At 37.3% G+C, this 23,614-nt stretch carries 19 protein-coding genes; 12 read left to right on the forward strand and 7 right to left on the reverse strand.

All coding sequences use genetic code 11. From position 1 onward, the window contains the following. Positions 1-9: 9 nt before the first annotated feature. The 3 genes from gyrB to glyS all read left to right on the forward strand — a co-directional run bounded on the left by gyrB (position 10) and on the right by glyS (position 5,573). Positions 10-2,445, forward strand: a complete 2,436-nt coding sequence (gene gyrB / locus D1094_RS09465; RefSeq protein ID WP_118959845.1) for a DNA topoisomerase (ATP-hydrolyzing) subunit B — start codon at positions 10-12, stop codon at positions 2,443-2,445. Between the two features lie 138 nt (positions 2,446-2,583). Beyond that, the gene (gene glyQ, locus D1094_RS09470) at positions 2,584-3,507 is read left to right on the forward strand and encodes a glycine--tRNA ligase subunit alpha (RefSeq protein WP_118959846.1); all 924 of its coding nucleotides are present in this window, start codon (positions 2,584-2,586) and stop codon (positions 3,505-3,507) included. Then, entirely contained in the window at positions 3,507-5,573 is a 2,067-nt protein-coding gene (gene glyS / locus D1094_RS09475; protein WP_118959847.1) for a glycine--tRNA ligase subunit beta, read from the forward strand. Before glyQ ends, glyS begins: the two co-directional genes overlap by 1 nt. Positions 5,574-5,841: 268 nt before the next feature. Here the strand turns inward: glyS and D1094_RS18880 are convergent, their stop codons facing one another. Continuing rightward, positions 5,842-6,450 carry a PEP-CTERM sorting domain-containing protein gene (locus tag D1094_RS18880; protein WP_259337890.1) on the reverse strand — a complete coding sequence of 203 codons (609 nt, stop codon included), beginning with the start codon at positions 6,448-6,450 and terminating at the stop codon, positions 5,842-5,844. Between the two features lie 532 nt (positions 6,451-6,982). Here D1094_RS18880 and D1094_RS09485 point away from each other — a divergent pair. Both D1094_RS09485 and D1094_RS09490 read left to right on the forward strand, forming a co-directional pair. After that, complete coding sequence (locus tag D1094_RS09485) at positions 6,983-7,297, forward strand: TraR/DksA family transcriptional regulator (RefSeq protein ID WP_118959848.1); 315 nt, start codon at positions 6,983-6,985, stop codon at positions 7,295-7,297. Between the two features lie 9 nt (positions 7,298-7,306). Continuing rightward, positions 7,307-7,558, forward strand: coding sequence for a YdcH family protein (locus tag D1094_RS09490; RefSeq protein WP_118959849.1), 252 nt, complete (start codon positions 7,307-7,309; stop codon positions 7,556-7,558). A 52-nt stretch (positions 7,559-7,610) separates the two neighbouring features. Here the strand turns inward: D1094_RS09490 and tusA are convergent, their stop codons facing one another. Then, on the reverse strand, positions 7,611-7,856 hold the full coding sequence (tusA, locus tag D1094_RS09495) for a sulfurtransferase TusA (protein ID WP_118959895.1): 246 nt from the start codon (positions 7,854-7,856) through the stop codon (positions 7,611-7,613). Positions 7,857-8,037: 181 nt separating this feature from the next. Here tusA and D1094_RS09500 point away from each other — a divergent pair, with 181 nt between their 5' ends. The 4 genes from D1094_RS09500 to D1094_RS09515 all read left to right on the forward strand — a co-directional run bounded on the left by D1094_RS09500 (position 8,038) and on the right by D1094_RS09515 (position 13,530). After that, complete coding sequence (locus D1094_RS09500) at positions 8,038-9,960, forward strand: transglycosylase SLT domain-containing protein (protein WP_259337891.1); 1,923 nt, start codon at positions 8,038-8,040, stop codon at positions 9,958-9,960. A 124-nt stretch (positions 9,961-10,084) separates the two neighbouring features. Continuing rightward, positions 10,085-11,404 (forward strand): Xaa-Pro dipeptidase, encoded by a 1,320-nt coding sequence (gene pepQ, locus D1094_RS09505; RefSeq protein WP_118959896.1) that lies wholly within the window; start codon positions 10,085-10,087, stop codon positions 11,402-11,404. Positions 11,405-11,422: 18 nt separating this feature from the next. Then, positions 11,423-12,040, forward strand: coding sequence for a YigZ family protein (locus tag D1094_RS09510; protein WP_118959851.1), 618 nt, complete (start codon positions 11,423-11,425; stop codon positions 12,038-12,040). Between the two features lie 38 nt (positions 12,041-12,078). After that, entirely contained in the window at positions 12,079-13,530 is a 1,452-nt protein-coding gene (locus D1094_RS09515) for a TrkH family potassium uptake protein (RefSeq protein ID WP_118959852.1), read from the forward strand. Positions 13,531-13,610: 80 nt separating this feature from the next. Here D1094_RS09515 and D1094_RS09520 read toward each other — a convergent pair whose 3' ends face one another. After that, positions 13,611-16,502: a hypothetical protein gene (locus D1094_RS09520; RefSeq protein ID WP_118959853.1), complete on the reverse strand. Its 2,892-nt coding sequence runs from the start codon at positions 16,500-16,502 to the stop codon at positions 13,611-13,613. Positions 16,503-16,721: 219 nt separating this feature from the next. On the opposite strand from D1094_RS09520, the gene D1094_RS18630 reads away from it, so the two are divergent. Further along, a complete protein-coding gene (locus D1094_RS18630; RefSeq protein WP_182440144.1) occupies positions 16,722-16,883 on the forward strand; it encodes a hypothetical protein in 162 nt (53 codons plus the stop codon). On the opposite strand, the gene trkA is transcribed toward D1094_RS18630, so the two are convergent. From trkA to def, 4 genes are read right to left on the reverse strand one after another with little or no spacing between them, the layout of a single operon-like run. Further along, the gene (gene trkA, locus D1094_RS09525) at positions 16,870-18,246 is read right to left on the reverse strand and encodes a Trk system potassium transporter TrkA (protein WP_118959854.1); all 1,377 of its coding nucleotides are present in this window, start codon (positions 18,244-18,246) and stop codon (positions 16,870-16,872) included. The genes D1094_RS18630 and trkA overlap by 14 nt on opposite strands. Before the next feature lie 44 nt (positions 18,247-18,290). Beyond that, positions 18,291-19,589, reverse strand: coding sequence for a 16S rRNA (cytosine(967)-C(5))-methyltransferase RsmB (rsmB, locus tag D1094_RS09530; RefSeq protein WP_118959855.1), 1,299 nt, complete (start codon positions 19,587-19,589; stop codon positions 18,291-18,293). Positions 19,590-19,596: 7 nt separating this feature from the next. Then, complete coding sequence (gene fmt / locus D1094_RS09535; RefSeq protein WP_118959856.1) at positions 19,597-20,580, reverse strand: methionyl-tRNA formyltransferase; 984 nt, start codon at positions 20,578-20,580, stop codon at positions 19,597-19,599. Between the two features lie 30 nt (positions 20,581-20,610). Next, complete coding sequence (def, locus tag D1094_RS09540) at positions 20,611-21,126, reverse strand: peptide deformylase (protein WP_118959857.1); 516 nt, start codon at positions 21,124-21,126, stop codon at positions 20,611-20,613. 115 nt (positions 21,127-21,241) lie between these two features. Between def and D1094_RS09545 the strand changes: the two genes are divergently transcribed. Both D1094_RS09545 and dprA read left to right on the forward strand, forming a co-directional pair. Next, positions 21,242-22,390 carry a LysM peptidoglycan-binding domain-containing protein gene (locus D1094_RS09545; RefSeq protein WP_118959858.1) on the forward strand — a complete coding sequence of 383 codons (1,149 nt, stop codon included), beginning with the start codon at positions 21,242-21,244 and terminating at the stop codon, positions 22,388-22,390. Positions 22,391-22,462: 72 nt separating this feature from the next. Further along, complete coding sequence (gene dprA, locus D1094_RS09550; protein ID WP_118959859.1) at positions 22,463-23,608, forward strand: DNA-processing protein DprA; 1,146 nt, start codon at positions 22,463-22,465, stop codon at positions 23,606-23,608. Positions 23,609-23,614: the final 6 nt, after the last annotated feature.

The following is a 23,614-nucleotide window of genomic DNA, read 5'->3' on the forward strand; positions in this document are numbered from 1 at the left end:
GCTGAAACTATGACAGTAGAAAACGAATATGGCTCGTCCAGTATTAAAGTACTAAAAGGACTTGATGCAGTACGAAAAAGACCAGGTATGTATATCGGTGATACAGATGATGGTACTGGCTTACATCACATGGTTTTTGAAGTTTTAGATAACTCAATTGATGAGGCTTTAGCCGGACACTGTAGTGATATTATAGTGAAAATTCATTTAGATGGCTCAGTATCAGTTAAAGATGATGGTCGAGGTATACCAACAGAAATTCATCCTGAAGAGGGTGTTTCTGCAGCTGAAGTTATAATGACGGTACTTCATGCTGGTGGTAAGTTTGGCGGCGATGATTCAGGATATAAAGTATCAGGCGGATTACACGGCGTAGGTATATCAGTCGTAAATGCGTTAAGTGAAAAACTAAAATTAACCATACGTAGAGATGGTAAATTACATGAGCAAAATTATTCGATTGGTGAACCTGATGCACCATTAGCTGTAGTTGGCGAGAGTGAAAATACAGGTACGGAAGTAAGGTTTTGGCCAAGTTCTGAAACATTCTCTGATACGCTATTTCATTATGATATTTTAGTAAAGAGAATAAGAGAACTTTCATTCTTAAACTCAGGCGTATCAATAAAATTAATTGATGAACGTGAAGAAGGGCGTGAAGAGCACTTCTGCTATGAAGGTGGTATTCAAGCCTTTGTTGATTATTTAAATACCAACAAAACATCAGTTAATGAAGAAATATTCTACTTTGACCTAGAGAGAGAAGATGGCATTGTTGTTGAAGTAGCAATGCAATGGAATGATGGATTCCAAGAGAGTATCTTCTGTTTCACTAACAATATTCCTCAACGAGATGGTGGTACCCATTTAAGCGGCTTTAGAACAGCACTAACTCGTACCTTAAACTCATACATGGTGAAAGAAGGTCTTAACAAAAGTAAGAAAGGTGAAACAAGTGCTACAGGTGATGATGCACGTGAAGGTCTTACTGCTGTTATTTCTGTGAAAGTACCCGATCCAAAATTCTCTTCTCAAACAAAAGATAAACTCGTTTCATCTGAAGTAAAAACAGCTGTTGAACAAGCAATGGGTGAGAAGCTAGGAGAATATTTACTAGAAAATCCAAGTGTTGCTAAAACAATTATTATGAAAATTGTTGATGCTGCAAGAGCTCGTGAAGCGGCGCGTAAAGCGAGAGAAATGACTCGACGTAAAGGTGCTTTAGATATTGCGGGTTTGCCAGGTAAACTAGCGGATTGTCAGGAAAAAGATCCTGCATTATCTGAACTATATATTGTGGAGGGTGATTCTGCTGGTGGTTCTGCTAAACAGGGCAGAAACCGTAAAAACCAAGCTATATTACCTTTGAAAGGTAAAATACTAAACGTTGAAAAAGCGCGTTTTGATAAAATGATATCTTCGCAAGAAGTAGGTACTCTTATTACTGCGTTGGGTTGTGGTATTGGTCGTGATGAATATGACCCTGAAAAATTAAGATATCATAGTATCATTATAATGACGGATGCTGATGTCGATGGATCGCATATACGTACACTATTGCTAACATTTTTCTATCGTCAAATGCCAGAAATTATGGAACGAGGTCATATATTCATTGCACAACCTCCTTTATATAAAGTTAAAAAAGGTAAGCAAGAACGTTACATTAAAGATGATGAAGCATTAACCGAATATCTAACAACGTTAGCATTAGATAATGCCTCTATTCATGTGAATGAACAAGCGCCAGCGATTATGGGGGCTGCTTTAGAGCAATTGGTTAATCAATATAGATCGACAATGGAAACCATAAAAAGAATATCTAGACAGATACCTGCTGATATTCTAGAAAAAATGATTTACAGCAGTACGATTCAACCTGAATCATTTAATGATAAAGCAAGTGTAGAGGTTTGGACTGAAAGTTTGATAAACCAACTTGATAATCAAGATGGCAATGGTTCGATCTACACTGTAACAGTGGAACAAGATAACGAACGTAATATTTATTATCCAAGCTTTAATGTTCGTAAGCACGGTATCGACACAGTTTACAATTGTAATTATGATTTTGTTAATTCAAAAGAGTTTGCAGCTATTCAATCATTGAACGAAGCAATTAATGATCTAATGGAAGAAGGTGCTTATGTTAAACGTGGTGAGAAAGTTAACGGTGTAACTAGTTTTGAGCAAGCATTAAACTGGTTGATGGCTGAATCGAAACGTGGTCAATATATACAACGTTATAAAGGGCTGGGTGAGATGAACCCAGAACAATTATGGGAAACCACAATGGACCCTGAAACAAGACGTATGCTACGTGTAACAATTGAAGATGCCATTGCAGCTGACCAATTGTTCAATACACTAATGGGTGATCATGTAGAGCCTAGAAGAAACTTCATTGAAGAAAACGCGCTAAGAGTTTCAAACTTAGACGTATAGTTCATATAAGCGAAATATGATGCCCGGTCTTAAAAAAACCGGGCTTTTTTGCTATTAACATAATGCAAACAAAATAGATTAAATACTCTACAGTGTTATAATCTGACAAGAATATAAATAACGGCGAAATTGATACAGATGACAAATTTCAACATAAAAACATTCCAAGGCCTTATCTTGCAGTTGCAAGATTACTGGTCAAGACAAGGCTGCGTAATCGTACAGCCATTAGATTTAGAAGTAGGTGCAGGAACATTTCACCCGATGACGTTCTTACGTTCAATTGGTCCTGAGCCAATGAGCAGTGCCTATGTGCAACCATGTCGAAGACCTACTGATGGACGATATGGTGAGAATCCAAATAGATTGCAGCATTACTATCAATTTCAAGTTATGTTAAAACCATCGCCGAAAAACATACAGCAGTTATATTTAGACTCTTTAGAAGAGCTAGGTATTGATACATTGGTACACGACATAAGGTTCGTTGAAGATAACTGGGAGTCACCAACCTTAGGTGCGTGGGGCTTAGGTTGGGAAGTTTGGCTAAATGGCATGGAAATTACGCAATTTACGTATTTCCAACAAGTCGGTGGATTAGAATGCGCGCCAGTTACCGGTGAGATTACTTATGGTCTTGAACGTTTAGCTATGTATATTCAAAATGTAGATAGTATTTATGATCTTGTTTGGACAGACGGTCCAATGGGAACCGTATACTATCGCGATGTGTTCCACCAAAACGAAGTTGAACAATCAACATATAACTTTGAACATGCTGATGTAGAGGCTTTGTTTAAACAATTTGACCAGTGTGAAAAAGACAGTGAAAAGTTGATTGCAGCCAACTTACCATTACCTGCTTATGAACAAGTGATGAAAGCTTCGCATGCATTTAATTTATTAGACGCAAGGCATGCAATATCAGTGACTGAAAGGCAACGCTACATATTACGCGTTAGAGCTTTATCTAAAGCCTGTGCAGAAGCATATTATCAAAAACGTGAAGAACTAGGTTTTCCACTGTGCAAAAATACTCAAGAAGAAAAAGGAGCTAAATAATGACTACAGAAACACTCCTTATTGAGCTAGGTACTGAAGAGTTACCACCAAAATCATTAACAAAACTTGCTATCGCATTTCATGATGGAATTAAAAGCCAACTAGATAAAGCGGCTTTACCATATGAAGCGATCACTTGGTATGCATCACCTCGACGTTTAGCTGTTGAAGTAAAAGCCCTGAAAGCGAAACAAGAAGACAAGCAAGTAGAAAAGCGCGGTCCAGCTGTTAATGTTGCGTTCGACGAACAAGGTAAGCCAAGTAAAGCAGCAGAAGGTTGGGCACGTTCAAATGGCATAACAGTTGATCAAGCCGAAAGACTTGTCACAGATAAAGGCGAATGGCTATTACATAAAGCAAATGTTGCAGGTAAAACTGTAGAAGAAATAGTACCTGACATTGTTAGTTCATCACTGACTAAACTGCCTATACCAAAGCCAATGAGGTGGGGAAGTGCGCGTACTCAATTTATTAGACCAGTACACACATTAACTATTATGTACGGTAGTAATATTCTGCCATGTGAAACATTAGGTGTTAATTCTGATAACAAAATCCAAGGTCACCGTTTTCATCAAAAAGATATAGTAACCTTAACTCATGCCGACGAATATATAGCAACACTGAATAATGCTTACGTTATTGCAGACTTTGCCGAAAGAAAAGCAAAAATTGTTGAACAAATAAAACAAGCGGCAGATAAAATCAATGCAGTGCCGTTACTTGACGAAGAGTTACTTGAAGAAGTAACAGCGTTAGTTGAATGGCCTGTTACATTGGTTGGTACTTTTGATGAAGAGTTTCTTAATGTACCGGCTGAGCCATTAATATACTCGATGAAAGATCATCAAAAATATTTTCCGGTAACAAACAAAGCAGGTGATTTACTCAATAAGTTTATTTTTGTTGCGAATATAGAATCTAAAGACCCTCAACAAGTGATATTTGGTAATGAAAAAGTTATCAGACCAAGATTAGCTGATGCAGAGTTTTTCTATAAAACAGATAAGAAACAACGCTTATCAGATCGATTAGATAAGTTAGAGAATGTTTTATTTCAGAAGCAACTTGGCACAGTAAAAGATAAATCTGAACGTATAGCCTCGTTAAGTGAAACAATTGCAAAAACAATCAATGAAAATGCAGATGAAGCATATAGAGCAGGCTTATTGAGTAAAACCGATCTAATGACGGATATGGTATTAGAATTTCCACAAGTACAAGGTACTATGGGTAAATACTATGCGAGACATGACGGTGAAAGTGAAGCAATAGCACAAGCACTTGAAGACCAGTATCGTCCACGATATTCAGGCGATAGTTTACCCGAGGCCAATATTGGTTGTGCAGTCGCAATTGCTGATAAAATTGACAGCTTAGTGGGGATCTTTGGTATAAACCAACCACCTAAGGGTGATAAAGACCCATTTGCACTAAGAAGAGCAGCAATTGGTGTTATACGTATCATCATAGAAAAAGAGTTAAATATCGACCTTACAGCTCTTATAGAGAAAAGCATCAGTTTGTTCGGTGACAAGCTGAGCAATGATAATACTGCAAATGATGTTATAGAGTTTGTAATGGGTCGTTATAAAGCGTTCTACCAAGAACAAGGTATCAGCGCAGATGTAATTCAAGCAGTAATGGCTAATAAACCAAGTGCACCTTTAGATTTCGACAAACGAATCAAAGCTGTAAGTTATTTTAGAACATTGGACGCTGCGATAACTTTAGCTGCGGCTAATAAACGTGTTGGTAATATTCTGGCAAAATTCGATGGAGAGCTATACCAAAGCTTTAAAGTTGAATTAGCACAAGAGCAAGAAGAAAAAGACTTAGCTCAAGTGTTTTTTGACGTTAAAGAACGCGTAAACCCATTAATGGCATCAAAAGATTACCAAGGCGCATTGACGGAACTTGCTCAACTAAAAACACCTATCGATGTATTCTTTGATAATGTAATGGTTATGAGTGACGATGAAGCAGTAAAAATTAATCGCTTAACTTTACTTAATAAAATAAGAAATTGCTTCTTTGAAATAGCTGATATTTCTCAGCTTCAATAATATAGCTGTAATACAATTATGTAAAAAAAGGGTATGGATACACGCACTCTTGAGTGAACTTGGAGCCGTTTTGTTGTAATAGCAAAGCGGCTTTTTAGTTTAATACCATGACGTATAAAAAGGCTACTTAGAACGACACAGGACTAAATGATTTTGAAGGGGTCTTTAGGGGGTTGGTGTGAATTCATAACTTCATAAATCTAGAACGAAAAAAAACACTGACCGTTATGATCAGTGCTTCAATATATTAATACTTTTTAAATCAAGCTTACTTTTTAAATTTACGCGAAGCCAATCCCATTAGACCTAAGGCGAAAATAACTAAAGTAGTAGGTTCTGGTACTTCTTGTGCAACTTCCCATCGAGTGAAAGCCATATAGTCAGCGTTATCACCATAATTTATAGAACCAGTCCAAGAAGGGACTGTAGAAACACGTGCGCCGTCACGGTGTGAATACCAAGCAGAGGTTACACTTTGACCATTAACTAGGTATGGTACCCAAAGCTCACAAAAGTTTGTGCTAGAAGAACCACCTGCGCCCCAATTACAGCTGAAAATATCGATTGGCTTAGATAAAAAGTCATATTCAACTCCACCAAGTACTACATTATCAACTAGAACCTGAGCAAATAATGCATCTAGCGCAGCTGTTGCTTCACTTTGCGTGTTAAAAGTAAATAGTGACTGATCGCATCCTTCGTACATACTCGAGCAAGAGTCTCCGAAAAATACATTATACTCAACACCATTAAGCTGTACGCCATTCGCACTAACTAAGTTGCCATTCTCTATATTGTAGATTAACCCTGCGTTTGCAAGTCCACTAACGATCAAAGCAAAACTAGTTATTAAGCCTTTTAAAAAAAAATTTGTCATTACGAGTTGTCCTTGGTAATACTTTCCATAAAGGATGGAAGGTATTCAAAAAATAAATGATAAAATTATGGTGAGCAGGAATAATGCCAAGCAATTTAATTGTATAAAAAACAGTTGTTTATCGTTTAAAGTTAATTTGAATTTTGTGTTTTTGTAAAATATCCTGACACCTTAATATATAAATAGATATGTTAAATGAGTGGTACTTTACTAGCTATAAAATAATCAATACTCACTTTATGTAAGCTAATAGAAAGTTACTATTTAGTAGTTTAAATCTTATCGGTTTATCAAATTGGAATAGTTACAAAGAAGGTTATCACTTATATATATAGAAAGTAGTTATTCTAAGTTGACTCAATAGCATGATGGAATCATACCATTTATTAATGGGCTGAACTTAGTAAAAACCATCAGAATTAAAGCAATAAATTGTGCTAGATCAACAATAAAAAAAAGAGTAGGCGTATGGTGGTTATAGAAGATATATAAGGCGAATTAAATGAAAATTCGCAATATTAAGGAGGATAAAATGCCTAACAAAAAACTAGAGGTTGCCCTAAAAGAAAAGCAACAAGAGTTGGCAAAAAGAATCAATGCAATTGAAGCTGATTTTCACAAAGGTAGATCACAAGACTTTGCTGAACAAGCAACTGAAACAGAAAATGATGATGTATTAGATGAAATACATCATGAAGCCAAAAGAGAGCTGCAATTAGTTAATGAAGCACTAATAAGATTAGAAAAAGGTGTATATGGACATTGTAGCAGTTGCGATGAACCGATTAACCCAAAAAGATTAACAGCATTACCCTATACAACAACTTGTATAGATTGCGCAAACTAGGAGTACTACATGACTTTAGAAAAACATGACCTTCATCACGAGTTTCCAGAATACCATGATGAAATACATAACTTAAAAATGAACGATACTCACTTCGCACGCTTATTTACAGAATATCATGAAGTAAATCAAGAGGTTCATCGCATAGAACAAGGTGTTGAAAACACCAGTGATGAATATTTAGAAGGGAAAAAGAAAGAGCGACTTTTATTAAAAGATAAGTTACTTGTTATTATTAAGAAAAGTAAAGTAACGGCCTAATTAATTAGGCATCAAATTAACCATTCATTTACAGGCATGCGTAGGTGATTGGTTAATTTTTTTTAATGATATAAATGTATGGGCTTTGATCTACTTGTTTAAAGGTTAATTCATGATCCATAAAACGACAAAAACTGGGTATATCACGTGTTGTTGATGGGTCATCACACTGTACTAAAAGAGTTTCACCACTAGCAATTTTACGTATATTCATACGAACCATCATTACAGGCTCTGGGCATCTTAAGCCGATAGCATCAAGGTTATGATCAGCTTTGGGTGTTAAGTCATTATTCATAACAAGCAATTAAACAATAAAACATTAGGCACAATTATACCTGATAGTAGTAAATGAAGCCTAGCCTAAGAGATAAAAAAGAGAATACGCTATACTTACCTCCGTATGTTTATCACAATATGATATAAACATAGCCTTCAGATAAACCGTTATTCGTTTTAACATGAGCCATCTCATACTTATGATAAAAAAAATTATTTCCTCACTTTTATTTATTTCATTATCTTGGCAAATAAATGCGAGTGATTCTTTTGTCATTACAAGTGACAAATCGCAGCAGCAAACATTTTTAAGAGCTGAAAAATACATATCCCAACCAAATTCAAGGCAATATATTGATTTATATAACCAACTCTATTACTACCCCTTGCAACCTTATTTAGATCAACGTCGATTAATGGACAGGGTTAAGTTGTCTGATGCTGCAGAGATCGATAAATTTTTAACGAAATTTGAAGGTTCACCACTTGATTGGCCGTTACGAAAAAAATGGTTAAATTATTTAGCAAAGAAAAATAGACCTTTGCTGTTTATAAAGTATTTTAAACCGACATCTAATGCAGAGTTAACTTGTAAGCATTTAGCGTTTTCATTAAAAGCAGGTTTACCAGAAAGTACAGTATTACCACAAGTAACAAAATTATGGTTGGTCGGTAAATCACAAGATAAGTCTTGTGACCCGTTATTTAAACTATGGGAAAAAGCAGGATATAGAACACCAGATATTGTATGGCAGAGGATAGAGCTTTCTGCTGATGGAGGTAAGCACACACTATTGCCATACCTAACAAAATTATTGCCTGAAGAAGAAAAGTACTTAGGTAAGCTCTGGCATAAAGTTCGTCGAGATCCTGCAATAGTTTCTCGATTGAGTAAATTTCCAAATAAATCTGAAAAAGAAAGTCAGATATTTACTTATGGTATTAAACGTTTAGTCTGGCGTGATTCAAACAGAGCAATCAAAACATATAAAAAAGCGCAAAGCATGTTTAAGTTTTCTGATGAACAATTACATCAAATTAATGAAAAATTCGCACTCGCTTTGGCAAATAAGAACCATAAATCAGCAAGTCAGTGGCTGGAAAAATTAAACCCGGCACAACTGAATAAGAACATGTTGCAATGGCGTTTAACGCAGGTATTAAAGCAACAAGATTGGCAACGTGTGATAACAGAGCTAGCGTTATTACCTGAATCTCATAAAAGCGATTTACAATGGCAATACTGGTATGGCAGAGCATTAATTGAAACAGGGAAAGAAGCGAAGGGCAATGATGTTTTGAATAAGCTAGCTAATAAACGTCATTATTATGGTTTTTTAGCGGCAAGTTATTTACAAGCACCTGTAAGCTTAGAGCACAAACCTGTTGATACCACGCTTGCAGAAAAGCAAAAGGTGTTGAGTCACCCAGCAGCAAAAAGAGCTTTTGAGTTGTTCTATTTAAAACGATATACACAAGCAAGAAGAGAATGGAATTTTTGGTTGTCTCAATTAAATAATCAAGAGAAATTAGTTGCGGCAAAAATTGCTAATGAGAATCAATGGTTTGATCGAGCCATATTTACCTTATCTCAAGTGGGCTACCTTAATGACGTATCATTAAGGTTTCCAAAGGCTTTTGATGAAAAAATTAATCAACATGCGAATAAAGCAAAGATTGCTCCTGCGTGGGCATTTGCCATTACTCGAAGAGAAAGTTCTTTTATGACTGACGCACATTCATCAGCTGGGGCACGCGGCTTAATGCAAATTATGCCCAAAACAGCGAAGTCGCTCAAGCGTGGTAAAGTGAGCAAACGGTATTTATTCAATGCGGAAAATAATATTAAATTAGGTACAAAATATTTGCGTCAGTTACTGGATAAAAATAAAGGTAACCAAGTACTGGCAACTGCTTCATATAATGCTGGGCCATATCGTGTGAAGCGCTGGTTAAAAAATTTGAAATCTATGCCTGCCGATATTTGGATTGAAACAATACCGTTTAAAGAAACTCGCAATTACGTTAAAAGTGTTTTGGCATATCAAGAAATTTACCAACATAAGCCTGGAGAGGTCAGCCGTGTTTTTGAAAATGTTATTAACATGAATATTGGTGATTAAGCAGTGCTGCTGCCAAGCAAAATGAACACTGTGAAAAAATAATATTGCTGTTCAAGCCAATGTACAGCAATTGGGTTGTGCTATGATGTATAAAAAACTGGAGACCTATCAAATGACTGTATTAATTGACAAATTGGCTAAACTTTACCCAGCCCATGTAGCTCAACTTCAACAAATAACCAAAACAGTATTAAAACGAGAGAACCTCGAAGGTCTTGTTATACATTCAGGTCAAGAGATCAAGGCGTTTTTAGATGACAATAGTTATCCGTTTAAAGTGAACCCGCACTTTAAATATTGGCTTCCCTTAACTGAAGTAACCAATTCGTGGTTAGTGGTTAACGGTGAAGACAAGCCAATATTGATTTACTACCAGCCCGTTGACTTTTGGCATAAAGTAACACCATTAGATGAAAGTTACTGGGGTGGATACTTCAATATAAAAATACTAAAAAAGGCTTCAGAAGTAGATCAGTTATTACCATACGATAAAAAAGGCTATGCGTATATTGGCGAACATTTAGAAGTTGCCAGAGCACTAGGGTTTGACAACATAAACCCAGAGCCGTTAATTAGTTATATTCATTATCACAGAGCTTATAAAACAAACTATGAGCATGAGTGTATGCGTCAATCAAATAAATTAGCGGTGTTAGGGCATAAAGCGGCCAAAACAGCCTTTTTACAAGGTGATACTGAGTATGATATTCAACAAGCTTATTTAACGGCAATAGGCTTTACTACTAATGATACGCCTTATGGCAACATAGTCGCTTTAAACAAAAATTGTTCAATTTTGCACTACACAGCACTTGAGCGAACACCTCCACAAACGCATCAGTCCTTTTTAATTGATGCCGGTGCAAATTTTAATGGTTATGCATCAGACATAACCAGAACCTATGCTTATAAAGATAATAAGTTTGCAGAGTTAATTAAACGTATGGATCAACTTATGCTTAATGCAGTTGATGGTTTAAAGCCTGGCGTCAGTTATGTCGATTTGCATATACAAACTTACTTAGAGATAGGTAAGGTGTTAAAAGAATTTAACTTAATTAACGTTGATGCGGAATTAGCAGCAGAATCAGGCGTAATATCTACATTTTTCCCGCATGGGTTAGGGCACCACTTAGGGCTGCAAACTCATGATGTTGGTGGCTTTATGGCTGATGAACGAGGTACCCATGTAAATACGCCAGAAGCACATCCATTTTTACGAACATCTCGTGTGATTGAAGCAAATCAAGTATTTACTATTGAACCTGGTTTATATTTTATTGATTCATTACTTGCTGACTTAAAAAGTTCTAAACTTGCTGATCAAATAAATTGGCAGAACGTAGATGAACTTCGTGCGTTTGGTGGGATTAGAATAGAAGATAACATTATTGTTCATCAATCACACAATGAAAACATGACGCGTGATCTTGAATTAAGTTAGTAAATTGATATTGAGTGAATGACTAAATCTTATTTAATCGCGACTAACGATGTTGTTGATGAAACTATCGTAACTCGTAGTCGTTTTATTTGTTATTTGCATCCGTGCGACTCCACTGAAAAAGCAAAAGAATTAATCAAGGCGTCTCAAATATTGCATCCGCAAGCTAACCATCATTGTTATGCCTTTGTTGTTGGCTCAGCACAAGATAGTCAAGGTTATGGCTTTTCTGATGATGGTGAGCCAAGTGGTACAGCAGGAAGGCCTATGTTGGCTGTATTGCAAGGATCTGGTATAGGGCAAGTTTGTGCCATTGTTGTTCGTTATTTCGGCGGTACAAAATTGGGAACAGGTGGTTTGCAAAGAGCCTATGGTGGTAGTGTTAGGCAAGCATTAACTTTTTTACAGTCAAAAACTAAAATAGCTATGGTGCATAAAACTTTAGCGTGTCAATATAGTCAGGTTAACGATATCCTGCATCTACTTTCCATGGTTGAAGGCAAAGTAATCAGTCAAGCATACCAGCAAGCGGTTGAGTTTGAGTTAGCTATTCCGTGGGATAAAGTAGACAGTTTTCAACAACAGTTACAAACAATGTCTTCAGGGCAATTAGTCTTATCAAAAGATAATGAGTAAGCCTTTGTTCATTACACCTAAATAGAATAAGAATAACCGTGCAATATAAAAATATTATCAGGATCTTAGGTTTGTTGGTGGCGTTATTAAGTGTCACTATGTTACCGCCCGCACTTATCTCTATGCTATATCGTGATGGCGGTGGTGTTCCTTTTTTGATGGCATTCTTATGGTGTTTATTTACCGGCATTATCGCTTGGTACCCTAATAGAAATGAAAAAACAGATTTAAGGGCGAGAGAAGGTTTTTTAATTGTTGTACTTTTTTGGCTTGTTCTGGCTAGCTTTTCTGCGATTCCTTTACTCTTACTTGAACAACCTAACTTATCAGCAACCGATGCTTTTTTTGAATCTTTTTCTGGCTTAACCACTACAGGTGCAACAATACTAACCAATATAGAAGCTTTGCCTCATGCGGTATTGTTTTATCGACAACAGTTGCAATGGCTTGGTGGTATGGGGATTATTGTTTTAGCTGTTGCGGTGCTTCCCATGTTAGGAATTGGTGGTATGCAATTATATAGAGCTGAAACGCCAGGCCCTGTTAAAGATTCTAAAATGACACCCAGGATAGCCGATACGGCAAAACATCTTTGGTATATTTATTTATCATTAACTGTTGCGTGTGCCGTAGCCTATTGGCTTGCAGGAATGAGTGTTTTTGATGCAGTTTGCCACTCCTTTTCAACGATAGCTATTGGTGGTTTTTCAACGCATGATGCAAGCATGGGCTACTTTAATAGTCCGCAAATCAATTTGGTTTGTGTATTCTTTTTAATTATTGCAGGCGTTAATTTTGCTCTTCATTATGCTGTTGTTCAAAGTAAGTCATTAAAGAATTACTTCTATGATCCAGAGTTTAAAGTTTTTATTGCTATTCAAGTGGCACTCACATTAATTTGTTTCTTTGTATTAATGGCTTCTGGTACATATCAAAATGAAGATACCGCGTTAGATCAAGCTTTATTTCAATCAGTGTCAATTAGTACAACAGCGGGTTTTACTACAACATCCTTTGCAGACTGGCCAACCTTATTACCTATTTTATTGATATTCTCTAGCTTTATTGGGGGCTGTGCTGGTAGTACTGGTGGTGGAATGAAAGTGGTTCGAGTGGTACTACTTTATTTACAAGGTGTGCGAGAGCTAAATAAGCTTGTGCACCCCAAAGCAATATTTAGTATTAAATTAGGTAAGAAAGTTCTTCCTGATAGGGTGGTGGAAGCTGTCTGGGGTTTCTTCTCCGCCTATGCTGCGGTTTTTGTTATTTGTATGTTGTTATTATTAGCAGCAGGCATGGATGATATTACTGCTTTTACTGCGGTTGCTGCCTGTATTAATAACTTAGGTCCTGGGTTAGGCGAAGTTGCAGCTAACTTTGCCAGTATCAATGATATGAGTAAATGGGTGTTGATAATGGCTATGCTATTTGGTCGTTTAGAAATATTTACTCTTTTAGTATTATTCACGCCAGCATTTTGGCGTTCATAAATTACAAATCAATCACCTAAAGCTTGTATATACATGTGTGATTTCATTGTATATACAAGCCATCTTAATGCATGATTTATTTAGAATTGATGGCTAACACCAATCCACCCTTGAGTATCAGATTTTTTATTTTCAGGGTTTACCTGAGCTACTCCGTAGTTAATCTCTAAGTCAGTAATACCCGTAAAGCCAAAACTATTATGAATAACTCCTGAGAAGCCATAACTGTCTATTTCTTCTTGAGTACCCATCTTATGACGACGATAAAACAACTGCCCGAAGCTTACAGGTATGTATGCTTGCATTTGTTCATAGTCGTTAGCTTGCAGGCTATAAAAAGCTAATTCAGGTGTCAGTAGTTTATTTAAATGAGCTTTTTCTTGTATGAGTGACGCAGAATAACCACCTAAAGACAGTATGTTACCCGCGTCACTTGTACGATTAGCCCATATGTATGAAACACCAAATCCGTAACCTTTAAAATGAGCATTAATGTCAAATTCACCGTTACTACCTTGATAGGATGATGATGAATTTTGCTGATAATAGTCATCTTGCCCTTGTAAAACCGTGGTGTTAAAGTTCTGATTTACACCCCAGCTTTGTTTATCTAACGACCAACGCTGCACTAACCCCAATGAAAAGTAATGGCTATCAAAGCTGTCTTTATTTGCAACTTTGCCTTGAGCAAAAGCATTAAGCTTTAGTGTATCAAACTGCATAGGGTAACTGGCTTCGACAAATAAGCCCTTTTCTTTTAAGTGACCCAAGTTAATAGCGTCTTGATATTGCTGATTAGTTTTTAGTTTAAACTGGTAGCCATGAGCCATTACTTTTATTGGCCAACCATGCCACCGAGCACTTGCTGAAAAGCCCGAGAGTATATTGCTTGATAAGTCCTGACTTATATTAGCCTGCCAATCAAAACGTCCCAGAACATCACCACTTTTATAACCTAATTCAAGCATACTTGAACTCGCAGAGTAGAAATTACCGCCTAACGTTACAGTACCTTGCTGAGGTCCAATGCCATAACTAGATTGCTCACCAAGAGCTGAATTTATCGCAATATCAGCTTTGGCTAACTGGTGAGATGAAGCCAAATTACGGGTAACCGTTGCACTGGTTGTTGGATTGGTTATAGTCGTTTTTTTCGCTTTATTAACAGGTAGTTGATAAATGTCTGGACCATTGCTATTTATTGCAAGGTGGAGCAGTTCATTTTCATTCATTGCTACAGGCCAAGTGACAGGTTGTTCTCCTGAGGTGATTGATACCAAGGAATTGTCAGTAAAGTTATACTGATAAAGTTTTGTTTGCTTGTCTAATCCAGCAACAAAAAAGATTGATTTACCATCTTTTGCCCATTCCGGAAAAGATAAAAATTGATAGTTTTCAGGTGCTGGTACGGTTTCTTCTTTACCTGTGATGATATTTTTAATTTTTAACGCCCATTTTTTATTTAACGTGCTAACAAGGTAAGCAAGTTGCTTTTGATCTGGGCTAATGCGAGGAAAGTCATAAACATGCTCTAAGCTTGCAGGTGTTAATTCACTCTCTGTGCTTAGTTGCTTATTAGTATTGAGAGATAACTGAACGAGTTGCGATTTACCGTAACGGTTTCGCTCGGCGTAAATTGTTTGGCCATTATCAGCAATATCAAAGCGTCTCAAGTTTTGTTCATTGCTTAATTGAGTCACTGTATTATTTGAGAGTTGCCACACAAATAAATCTTGATGAAACTCGTTGGCGCTAGATAAACTCATTGAACGATATATTATATGATCGTTATCAAGCCATCGAGGGTCATTGATATCACGATGATTAGTTTGGGATAAACTATATGCTTGCTTACGCTTAAAAACTTTAGGTGCTTTAGCGGCAATATCTTTTGGATCGTCTTTAAGTAATTCTGCTACTTCCTCATCATATTCTTTTTTTGCTTCCGTGTTTTCTTCGGTTTTATAAACCTGAAGAGTAACGTTGGTTTCATCATCATTTTTTGTTTTTTCAACAACAGCCAAGTGTTGACCATTAGGGCTAATGCTTGGCGCACTCACATAACCTGATAAATCTAACCAAAGCGTTGAGTCTATTGCAGGATAATTAACTTCTTTTTGAAGTGCTTGAAAAGTGTATTCAGCAATAAAGCGTTGATATAAATTCTGTGCTGATTGAGGAAATACACCATCAAACGCTTGATTGAATGTACGGTTTTTTACTGCTGTCCATCGAGTCCAAACAGCATCCAAGGTTTGTTCACCATAGTTTTCTTCTAACCACTTTAAATATCTTACACCAACCAAATACGCCATCGAGCCAGACATAAAGTCATTATTTATGTTGCTTAGCTCTGCATATGAGGGCAGAGCACCTTGTCGTGCAAACTGTTGTAATATAGATTCAACATAGTTGTTATATAATCTACCACGACCAGTCATTTTAGATTCAAGCAATGTCGCATAGCCTTCAGCAACCCAACGTTCGCCTTTTATTTGGCTAGCGTCATAAATATCATACCACCCTGCAACTTTACTGCGAATATTTGAACGACTCTTTTGTGCGAGGTGAACTAAGTGGACGTATTCATGAAGTACTAATAATTGTTGCCAACCAGTAGAGTTTGAAATAACACTATCAGACATAGGTGGTGTTGCGAAAAGTGCCATATACGGTTTATGACTTAACGGTACAGCAAAACCATTTGCCGCATTGAGTGGATCAATTATGTAGGCATCAACCTTTTCTGATAATACTCTTCCTTGCTGTTGTTCAACAAGTGTACGAACTGCCTCCATTTCACGTGCACTTGAAAGAGCCCATTGTTCATATTCAGGTGTGAAATGCACTCGAAAATTTTCAGTTTCAAAGGTTTGCCAGTTTTTACTGTTGTCTAATTGATCTGTTTTGGCATAGCTAGTGGTAGCAAATAAGGCCAAACTAATAGCTTTGAGGGTTTTGCTGATGTGCATAAACATCCCTTTTTATGATGAGTTATTAGGGTCTGTTGATCTTTCGCGATTAAATTTTGTTCGAGCTAAAAGCGTTTTATTCGCGGCGAGTAGTGTGTAGCTTAGTCATTCTAAGCAAATACTACTCAACAAAGCATAAAATGCTTTTAGCCGAATCCTTCGGACAGCGTTTGTTGGTCATTTTTACGGCGTTATCGCCTTTTTATGTGGAATAACCACATGACAAAGGCTCTGCCTTGTACAAATATCCAACAAAAAGCTGAAAAAACAACCCTGAAAGTTCAACAGACCCTAGATAAAAAGGGTATTATTACAGCTAATTACCTTAATAATAAGTTATTAGCTGTAAGAAATTATTTAAAAAGTGTTAGAAATAAATAGCACCAACTTGGAATAGCTTCTCAACATCCGTTATATAGCGCTTATTAACAAGGAATAAAATCACGTGATCTTCTTCTCTAATTAGCGTATTTGAATGCGCAATAAGCACTTCATTTCCACGGACAATAGCACCAATAGTTGTCCCAGGTGGTAGTTTGATTGATTTAATTGCTCGACCGACTACTTTCGAAGACTTTTCATCTCCTTTGGCAACAATTTCAATCGATTCAGCAGCACCACCACGTAAGCTATATACATTATCAATTGTGCCGCGCCTAACATGAGTTAACAGTGCTGAAATTGTTGCCTGTTGTGGTGAAATAGCAATATCAATAGTACTACCATGCACAAGGTCGATATAAGCATCACGTTGAATAAGCACCATGGTTTTACGAACGCCTAAGCGTTTGGCAAGTAATGATGACATTATATTGGCTTCGTCGTCGTTAGTTACCGCAATAAAAACATCAAATTGATCGATGCCTTCCTCATTTAATAGTTCTTGGTCTGAAGAGTCGCCTTGAAAAACCAAGGTATCATTCAGCTCTGAGGTAAGTTGCTCTGCACGTTTTGCTGAACGTTCAATCAGTTTAACTTTATGATGCTTCTCTAATATTCTCGCCAAACCAGCACCAATATTACCGCCACCAGCAATCATGATACGTTTGTAAGCAGGTTCAAGCTTTTGTAATTCATTCATGACTGCGCGAATATGAATACTTGCAGCGATAAAAAACACTTCATCATCAGCTTCTATTACGGTGGTGCCTAAGGGTCTAATAGGTTTACCATTTCGGTAAATTGCCGCAACGCGCGTGTCGACATTAGGTATGTGATCTTTAAGCGTGGAAAGCGCATGTCCTACTAATAAGCCGCCATAATAGGCTTTTACCGCAACTAGGCTGACTTTACCTTGTGCAAATTCAAGAACTTGTAAAGCTCCTGGGTAGTCAATAAGTCGAGCAATATCACGGGTTACTAGTTGTTCTGGTGCAATCACGTGATCTACAGGTATGTGTTTTTTATGAAATAACTCGTCTGAATACTTCAATACTTGGTTTGAGCGAATCCGCGCAATTTTTTTATGCGTATTAAAAAGTGAAGAACAAATTTGGCAGGTGATCATGTTGGTGGCATCATCACTGGTTACCGCGATAACCATATCGGCATCTTCTGCACCAGCATTTTTCAATACTTCAGGGAAGTACCCTTGACCAGCAACAACTTGTAAATCCATTTTATCTTGCAGGTTGCGCAATTTTTCAGCATCAATATCAACAACTGAAATGTCATTATTTTCACCTACAAGGTTTTCAGCCAATGTGCCGCCAACTTGACCGGCACCTACTATGATAATTTTCATTTGTTTTTATTGTTCTCGCTTGAATTGAGCTAAAGTGTACCGAGTTATTGATTTTTTATCAGCTTAGCGTAATAAAAACCATCCATATTTCTATCGTCTGGTACTAACTGCCAACCAATATCATCTACCTTATCGGTAATGGCAATTAATTGTGCATTACTATTTTCTTCAATGAACTTTGCGATTTGCAGGCTGTTTTCTTCAGGTAACACGCTACATGTGGCGTACAGTAAAGTACCACCGGGCTTTAATAGTGACCAAATACTTTTTAATATTTGTTGCTGTAAAACAACTAAAGCATCTATATCGCTCGATTTTCTCAACCACTTTATATCAGGATGACGACGAATCACACCAGTACCAGAGCAGGGAGCATCTAAAAGTATACGATCATATAACTGACCATCCCACCAACTGTCAGGATTAGCTGCATCGCCAGCGATAACCTTGGCGTTTAGTTTTAGTCTGCTTAAGTTGTCTCTAACGCGTTCAAGCCTTGTTTCTTCAATATCAATTGCTGTCATCGAGGTGATATCAGGGGTTGTTTCTAGCATATGACATGTTTTGCCACCAGGTGCGGCACAGCAATCTAGTACTACATCACCAGGTTTACAATCTAATAGCCTTGCCGCTTGTTGTGCCGCTGCATCTTGAACAGAAACCCACCCCTCATTGAACCCAGGCAATTTTTGTACGTCTACTGGTCGAGATAACTCAATAGCACCAGAATTTGGTTCTGTAGCTTTTACTGTTATTTCATTATTTGTGAGTAAGGCTTGGTAGTTTTCAGTTGTTTGTACCTGTTGGTTTACTCGTAACCACATTGGTGGTTTTAATTGGTTAGCTGTTAATATAGCTTGCCATTGATTGGGGTAACCCTGTTGAAGTTTTTTGATAAACCAGCCAGGATGATTGAAGGTAATTGCATCAGATAAAGTAGTGCTATTTTGCTGTTCAGTGTTTTGTTGTCTGACAAAATTACGCAGTACACCATTAACCAGTGCTTTCATATGTCGATTTTTTAAAACACTAGTTGCTGCAACAGTTTCACTAACGGCTGCATGATCAGGTGTGCGCATATACTTTATTTGGTAAACGCCAACAATCAATAAAAAATGGAAAACACGTTGCTTACCTGTAAGAGGCTTATCCATTAATTGTCGAATATCATTTTCTAATTCAGGAAGGTAACGTAATACGCCGTAGCATATTTCTTGCAGCAATCCTTTATCTTTACCTTCAAGTTTATCTTGCTGTTTGGGTAATTCATCGCTTAGGCTGCGCCCTTGATCGATAACGCTATAACAGCATTTTGCAGCTAGTGCTCTAATATTTTTACTCATTTTTTACCTAGCTTTTGCCGTTAATGTTATTGCCAACTTGAAACCATTCACTTCGACCATTTAACAGCTCAGCTATTGCTAATGGTTTCTTACCAGGTAATTGTAGCTTTAGTAAGCGAATTGCTGAGTTCTCGGTGGCGACAAGTATCCCTGTTTTGTCTGCGCTGAGTATAGTACCCACCATATCATTTCCTGAATATTGTTCAGCCTTCGCTGACCACACACGAATTCTATGTTGTTTTTCATTGGTTTCTGTAAAAGTAAACTGTGCAACGGGCCAAGGAATATAAGCACGTATTTTTCTGTCTAGAACAAGAGCATCGAGGTTCCAGTCTAATTCAGCTTCAGCTTTATCGAGTTTATGTGCATAGGTTGCTTCATCATTGTCTTGTGCAATATTGTGTTGCTTGGCATCAAAGTTTGAATCAGCCATGATATCAAGCGTTTCTAATAAGGCATTGGGGCCTAATATTGCAAGTTTTTCGTATAGGCTGGCGCTGGTATCTGTCGTCTCTATTTCACTAATAGATTTTAAAATCATATCGCCAGTATCTAGTCCTTTATCCATTTGCATTATGGTGACACCTGTTTCAGTATCACCTGCTTCTAAAGAACGTTGAATAGGAGCAGCACCTCGCCATTTAGGTAATAACGAACCATGAACATTGATACAACCTAATTTAGGTGTTGTTAATATAACTTCAGGTAATAACAAGCCATAGGCAACTACTACCATAATATCAGCGTTGTAATTAGCTAAAGTTTGTTGAGCAGTGCTTTCTTTAAAGTTTTCTGGTTGCTCTACCGGTAAATGGTGTTCGGTTGCCAGTACTTTTGTCGCGCAAGCGGTTAACTTTTTACCACGCCCAGCTGGTTTGTCTGGCGGACAATACACAGCAACGATATTATGATGACTGTTAATTAAGGCAGCTAAATGTTGGGCTGCAAAGTCTGGTGTGCCTGCAAAAATAATATTTAATGGTGTAGACAAGATGTAATCCTATATTTTATATGTACGCACTTATGCACTTGCTTTATTTGCTCTAGCTTCTTTTTCAAGTTTGGTTTTAATTCGCTGACGCTTCAGTGGTGAAAGATAATCAACAAACAAGACCCCGTTAAGATGATCTAGTTCATGCTGAATACATATGCTTTGCAAACCAGTAGCATTGAGTGTGAATTCATTACCTGTTCGATCTTGTGCTTTAACAGTGCAAGCTTCATGTCTATCAACCTTGGCATAAGTACCAGGAACAGATAAACACCCCTCTTCATTAATGAGTTTTTCATCACTTTGCGCGATTATTTCAGGGTTAATTAATACAATTGGCGTGTTACTCTCTTCAGAAGTATCCATAACAACAATACGTTGATGAATATCTACTTGCGTAGCAGCAAGGCCAACTCCTTTTTCTTGATACATTGTTGCTAACATATCGTCTATAATAATGGCTGTAGCCTCAGTAATTTCGGTTACAGGTTGCGCTTTTGTGCGTAAGCGCGGATCAGGAAAACGTAAAACGGTTAAAATAGTCATATTTTGTTAAAAGAATTAGCGATAATTCATCTAGAATGTTATGTTCTAATTTTAGCCATTAAATTACATTAATCATAGTGCTTTACAGTAAAAGCATTAAAAAGGAATGAGCTCTATGCTTAAAAAAATAATACTAACGCTATCAGTACTCAGTTACCCTTTAATCACATTAGCGGATCAGCTCTCCCTAAATGAAGATGCACCTAAAACATATATTGTAGAAAAAGGTGATACGCTCTGGGATATTTCATCAGTATTTCTCGAACAACCTTGGCTTTGGCCAAAACTTTGGAAACTAAACCCTGATGTTAATAACCCTCATTTGATTTATCCCGGTGATGTATTAAAACTAACTCAAGATGAAAACGGTGATCCTGTGTTAGTTGTTGCAAAAGATAATGATGATGACAAAACTGTAACGCCTCTGGCTGAAGTTGAAGAGGTTAAAGAAAAACCTAGCTATAAATGGTCACCAAAGATTCGTCAAGAAAACAAGAACAATTCAGCAGTGAGTTTATTACCACTTGAAACTATTGCACCTTATTTAAGATACGATCATTTTTTTACTGCTGATGAATTAGCTGAACTACCGCATATTATTGGTAGTGATGAAGGCTACAGAATGACTATTGACGGTTTTAAAGTTTATGTTAATCGCGATGTAGCTTTAGCAAAAACTTATGCCATATACGATCAAGGCGAAGAGCTATTTGATCCAGAAACTGAAGAGTCACTTGGTTATTACGTTAATTTAGTCGGTACAGCACAAGCTATTCGTACTGGTAATATGGCTGATAATGAACCATCAACATTAAAAGTTACCTCTGCAAAACGTGAAATTCACAGTGGAGATTATGTTGTACCGGTGCATGAAGGGCAGCTATTACCTTCAGTGTTTACCATGAAGGCAGCGGATGAAACGATTCAAGGGGCGATTATTAAAGCCGCTAGTGATGGTAGAGAGTTTGGTAAATTAGAAGTGGTAATGCTGAACAAAGGCACAGAACATAATGTTTCTTTAGGTGATGTTATGGGAATTAAGCGCCCAAGTCCTGCAGTGTTAAAAACCGGTAAAGGTCCTGTATATCAGATAGAGGCCCCACGTTGGAATCGTTTAGTTAGCGATGAAGAGACTGAGTATAAAATGCCGCAAGAAAAGTTGGGTGAACTAATGGTTTTTAAAGTTTACTCTAAAGTAAGCATGGCATTAATACTGCGCACTGAAAAACCAGCTAGATTAAACGATCTTATTACAGCGCCATAAGCTGTTTTAGAAAGCTGGCTACATAACAATAGCCAGCTCTTATCGCTAAACTTGTTCTTAAGGAGAAGACAAGTGCAAGCAAATAACTTATCTTTATGGCTAGCCTTAAAATTTGTACCAAGGCTAGCTATCCATAAAAAAATAGCACTAGTTCAAGAGTTTGGAATTCAAAAGCTTTTTACAACTAAAAAATCACGTTCTGTTTTAACCACATCTCATGGTATTTCGACTAAACAACTTGCAGCCTTTGAGGCACCTGACTGGACAAAAATCAATTCAGTCATTGAACAAAGTAAGCGATGTAACAGTGAACTTATCGCTTATGAAGATGAATATTACCCTCAACAATTAAAGCAAATATACGATCCGCCACTCATTCTATTTATTCAAGGTAATAAAAAATTATTGAATAAGGCGCAATTGGCGATAGTTGGCAGTAGAAATGCTAGCGTAGAAGCAAGAGAGATTAGTTTTATTTTAGCAAAAGAACTAAGTCGCGCTGGTATCGTAGTCACAAGTGGTCTTGCACTCGGCGTAGATGCAGCAGCTCACAAAGGTACATTGGCAGTAATTGAAGCAACTATTGCGGTTGTTGCAACAGGTCTTGATAGTGTTTACCCCAGCCGTCACAAAAAGCTTGTTCAAGATATTCTAATGCAACACGGAGTTATTGTTAGTGAGTTTGTTCCGGGTACTAAAGCGAGAGCAGGGCATTTTCCAAAAAGAAACAGAATTATTAGCGGATTAAGTTTAGGGGTTTTAGTGGTAGAAGCTACCATCAAAAGCGGTTCACTGATTACGGCTCGTTGTGCGATTGAGCAAAATAGAGAAGTATTCGCTATACCTAGCAGTATCAATAATGCTCAAGCAAAGGGTTGCCATTGGCTAATCAAACAGGGAGCTAAACTTGTTGAAGGTTTTGCCGATATAATGGAAGAGTTAAACCTTGTTGGAGTTTCTGGTCTACACTTAGCAGTAGAAAGGCAAGATCAGCAAAAACCTCAACAGATAATAAACAACGTAGAAAATAAAAAAAATCCACAAAAGGACTTGTGCGAAGACGCATTGTTGGCTAGTGTGGGATTTGAAATAACTCCCGTAGACAGAGTTGTTTCGCGTAGTAAACTTCCCGTAGAGGAAGTGCTCACTCGATTAACCGTGCTTGAACTTAGTGGTCTGGTATCTGCGGTACCTGGAGGCTACCTTAGAGTAAAATAGGGGCTA

Source organism: Colwellia sp. RSH04 (assembly GCF_003545765.1).
Lineage (GTDB): Bacteria > Pseudomonadota > Gammaproteobacteria > Enterobacterales > Alteromonadaceae > Colwellia.

What these genes read in the sequence shown, in the direction of transcription:
- gyrB (WP_118959845.1), top strand. Translation starts at nt 10, where the DNA reads ATGACAGTAGAAAACGAATATGGCTCGTCCAGTATTAAAGTACTAAAA.
- glyQ (WP_118959846.1), top strand. Translation starts at nt 2,584, where the DNA reads ATGACAAATTTCAACATAAAAACATTCCAAGGCCTTATCTTGCAGTTG.
- glyS (WP_118959847.1), top strand. Translation starts at nt 3,507, where the DNA reads ATGACTACAGAAACACTCCTTATTGAGCTAGGTACTGAAGAGTTACCA.
- D1094_RS18880 (WP_259337890.1), bottom strand. Translation starts at nt 6,450, where the DNA reads ATGACAAATTTTTTTTTAAAAGGCTTAATAACTAGTTTTGCTTTGATC.
- D1094_RS09485 (WP_118959848.1), top strand. Translation starts at nt 6,983, where the DNA reads ATGCCTAACAAAAAACTAGAGGTTGCCCTAAAAGAAAAGCAACAAGAG.
- D1094_RS09490 (WP_118959849.1), top strand. Translation starts at nt 7,307, where the DNA reads ATGACTTTAGAAAAACATGACCTTCATCACGAGTTTCCAGAATACCAT.
- tusA (WP_118959895.1), bottom strand. Translation starts at nt 7,856, where the DNA reads ATGAATAATGACTTAACACCCAAAGCTGATCATAACCTTGATGCTATC.
- D1094_RS09500 (WP_259337891.1), top strand. Translation starts at nt 8,038, where the DNA reads ATGATAAAAAAAATTATTTCCTCACTTTTATTTATTTCATTATCTTGG.
- D1094_RS09510 (WP_118959851.1), top strand. Translation starts at nt 11,423, where the DNA reads ATGACTAAATCTTATTTAATCGCGACTAACGATGTTGTTGATGAAACT.
- D1094_RS09520 (WP_118959853.1), bottom strand. Translation starts at nt 16,502, where the DNA reads ATGCACATCAGCAAAACCCTCAAAGCTATTAGTTTGGCCTTATTTGCT.
- D1094_RS18630 (WP_182440144.1), top strand. Translation starts at nt 16,722, where the DNA reads ATGACAAAGGCTCTGCCTTGTACAAATATCCAACAAAAAGCTGAAAAA.
- trkA (WP_118959854.1), bottom strand. Translation starts at nt 18,246, where the DNA reads ATGAAAATTATCATAGTAGGTGCCGGTCAAGTTGGCGGCACATTGGCT.
- rsmB (WP_118959855.1), bottom strand. Translation starts at nt 19,589, where the DNA reads ATGAGTAAAAATATTAGAGCACTAGCTGCAAAATGCTGTTATAGCGTT.
- def (WP_118959857.1), bottom strand. Translation starts at nt 21,126, where the DNA reads ATGACTATTTTAACCGTTTTACGTTTTCCTGATCCGCGCTTACGCACA.
- D1094_RS09545 (WP_118959858.1), top strand. Translation starts at nt 21,242, where the DNA reads ATGCTTAAAAAAATAATACTAACGCTATCAGTACTCAGTTACCCTTTA.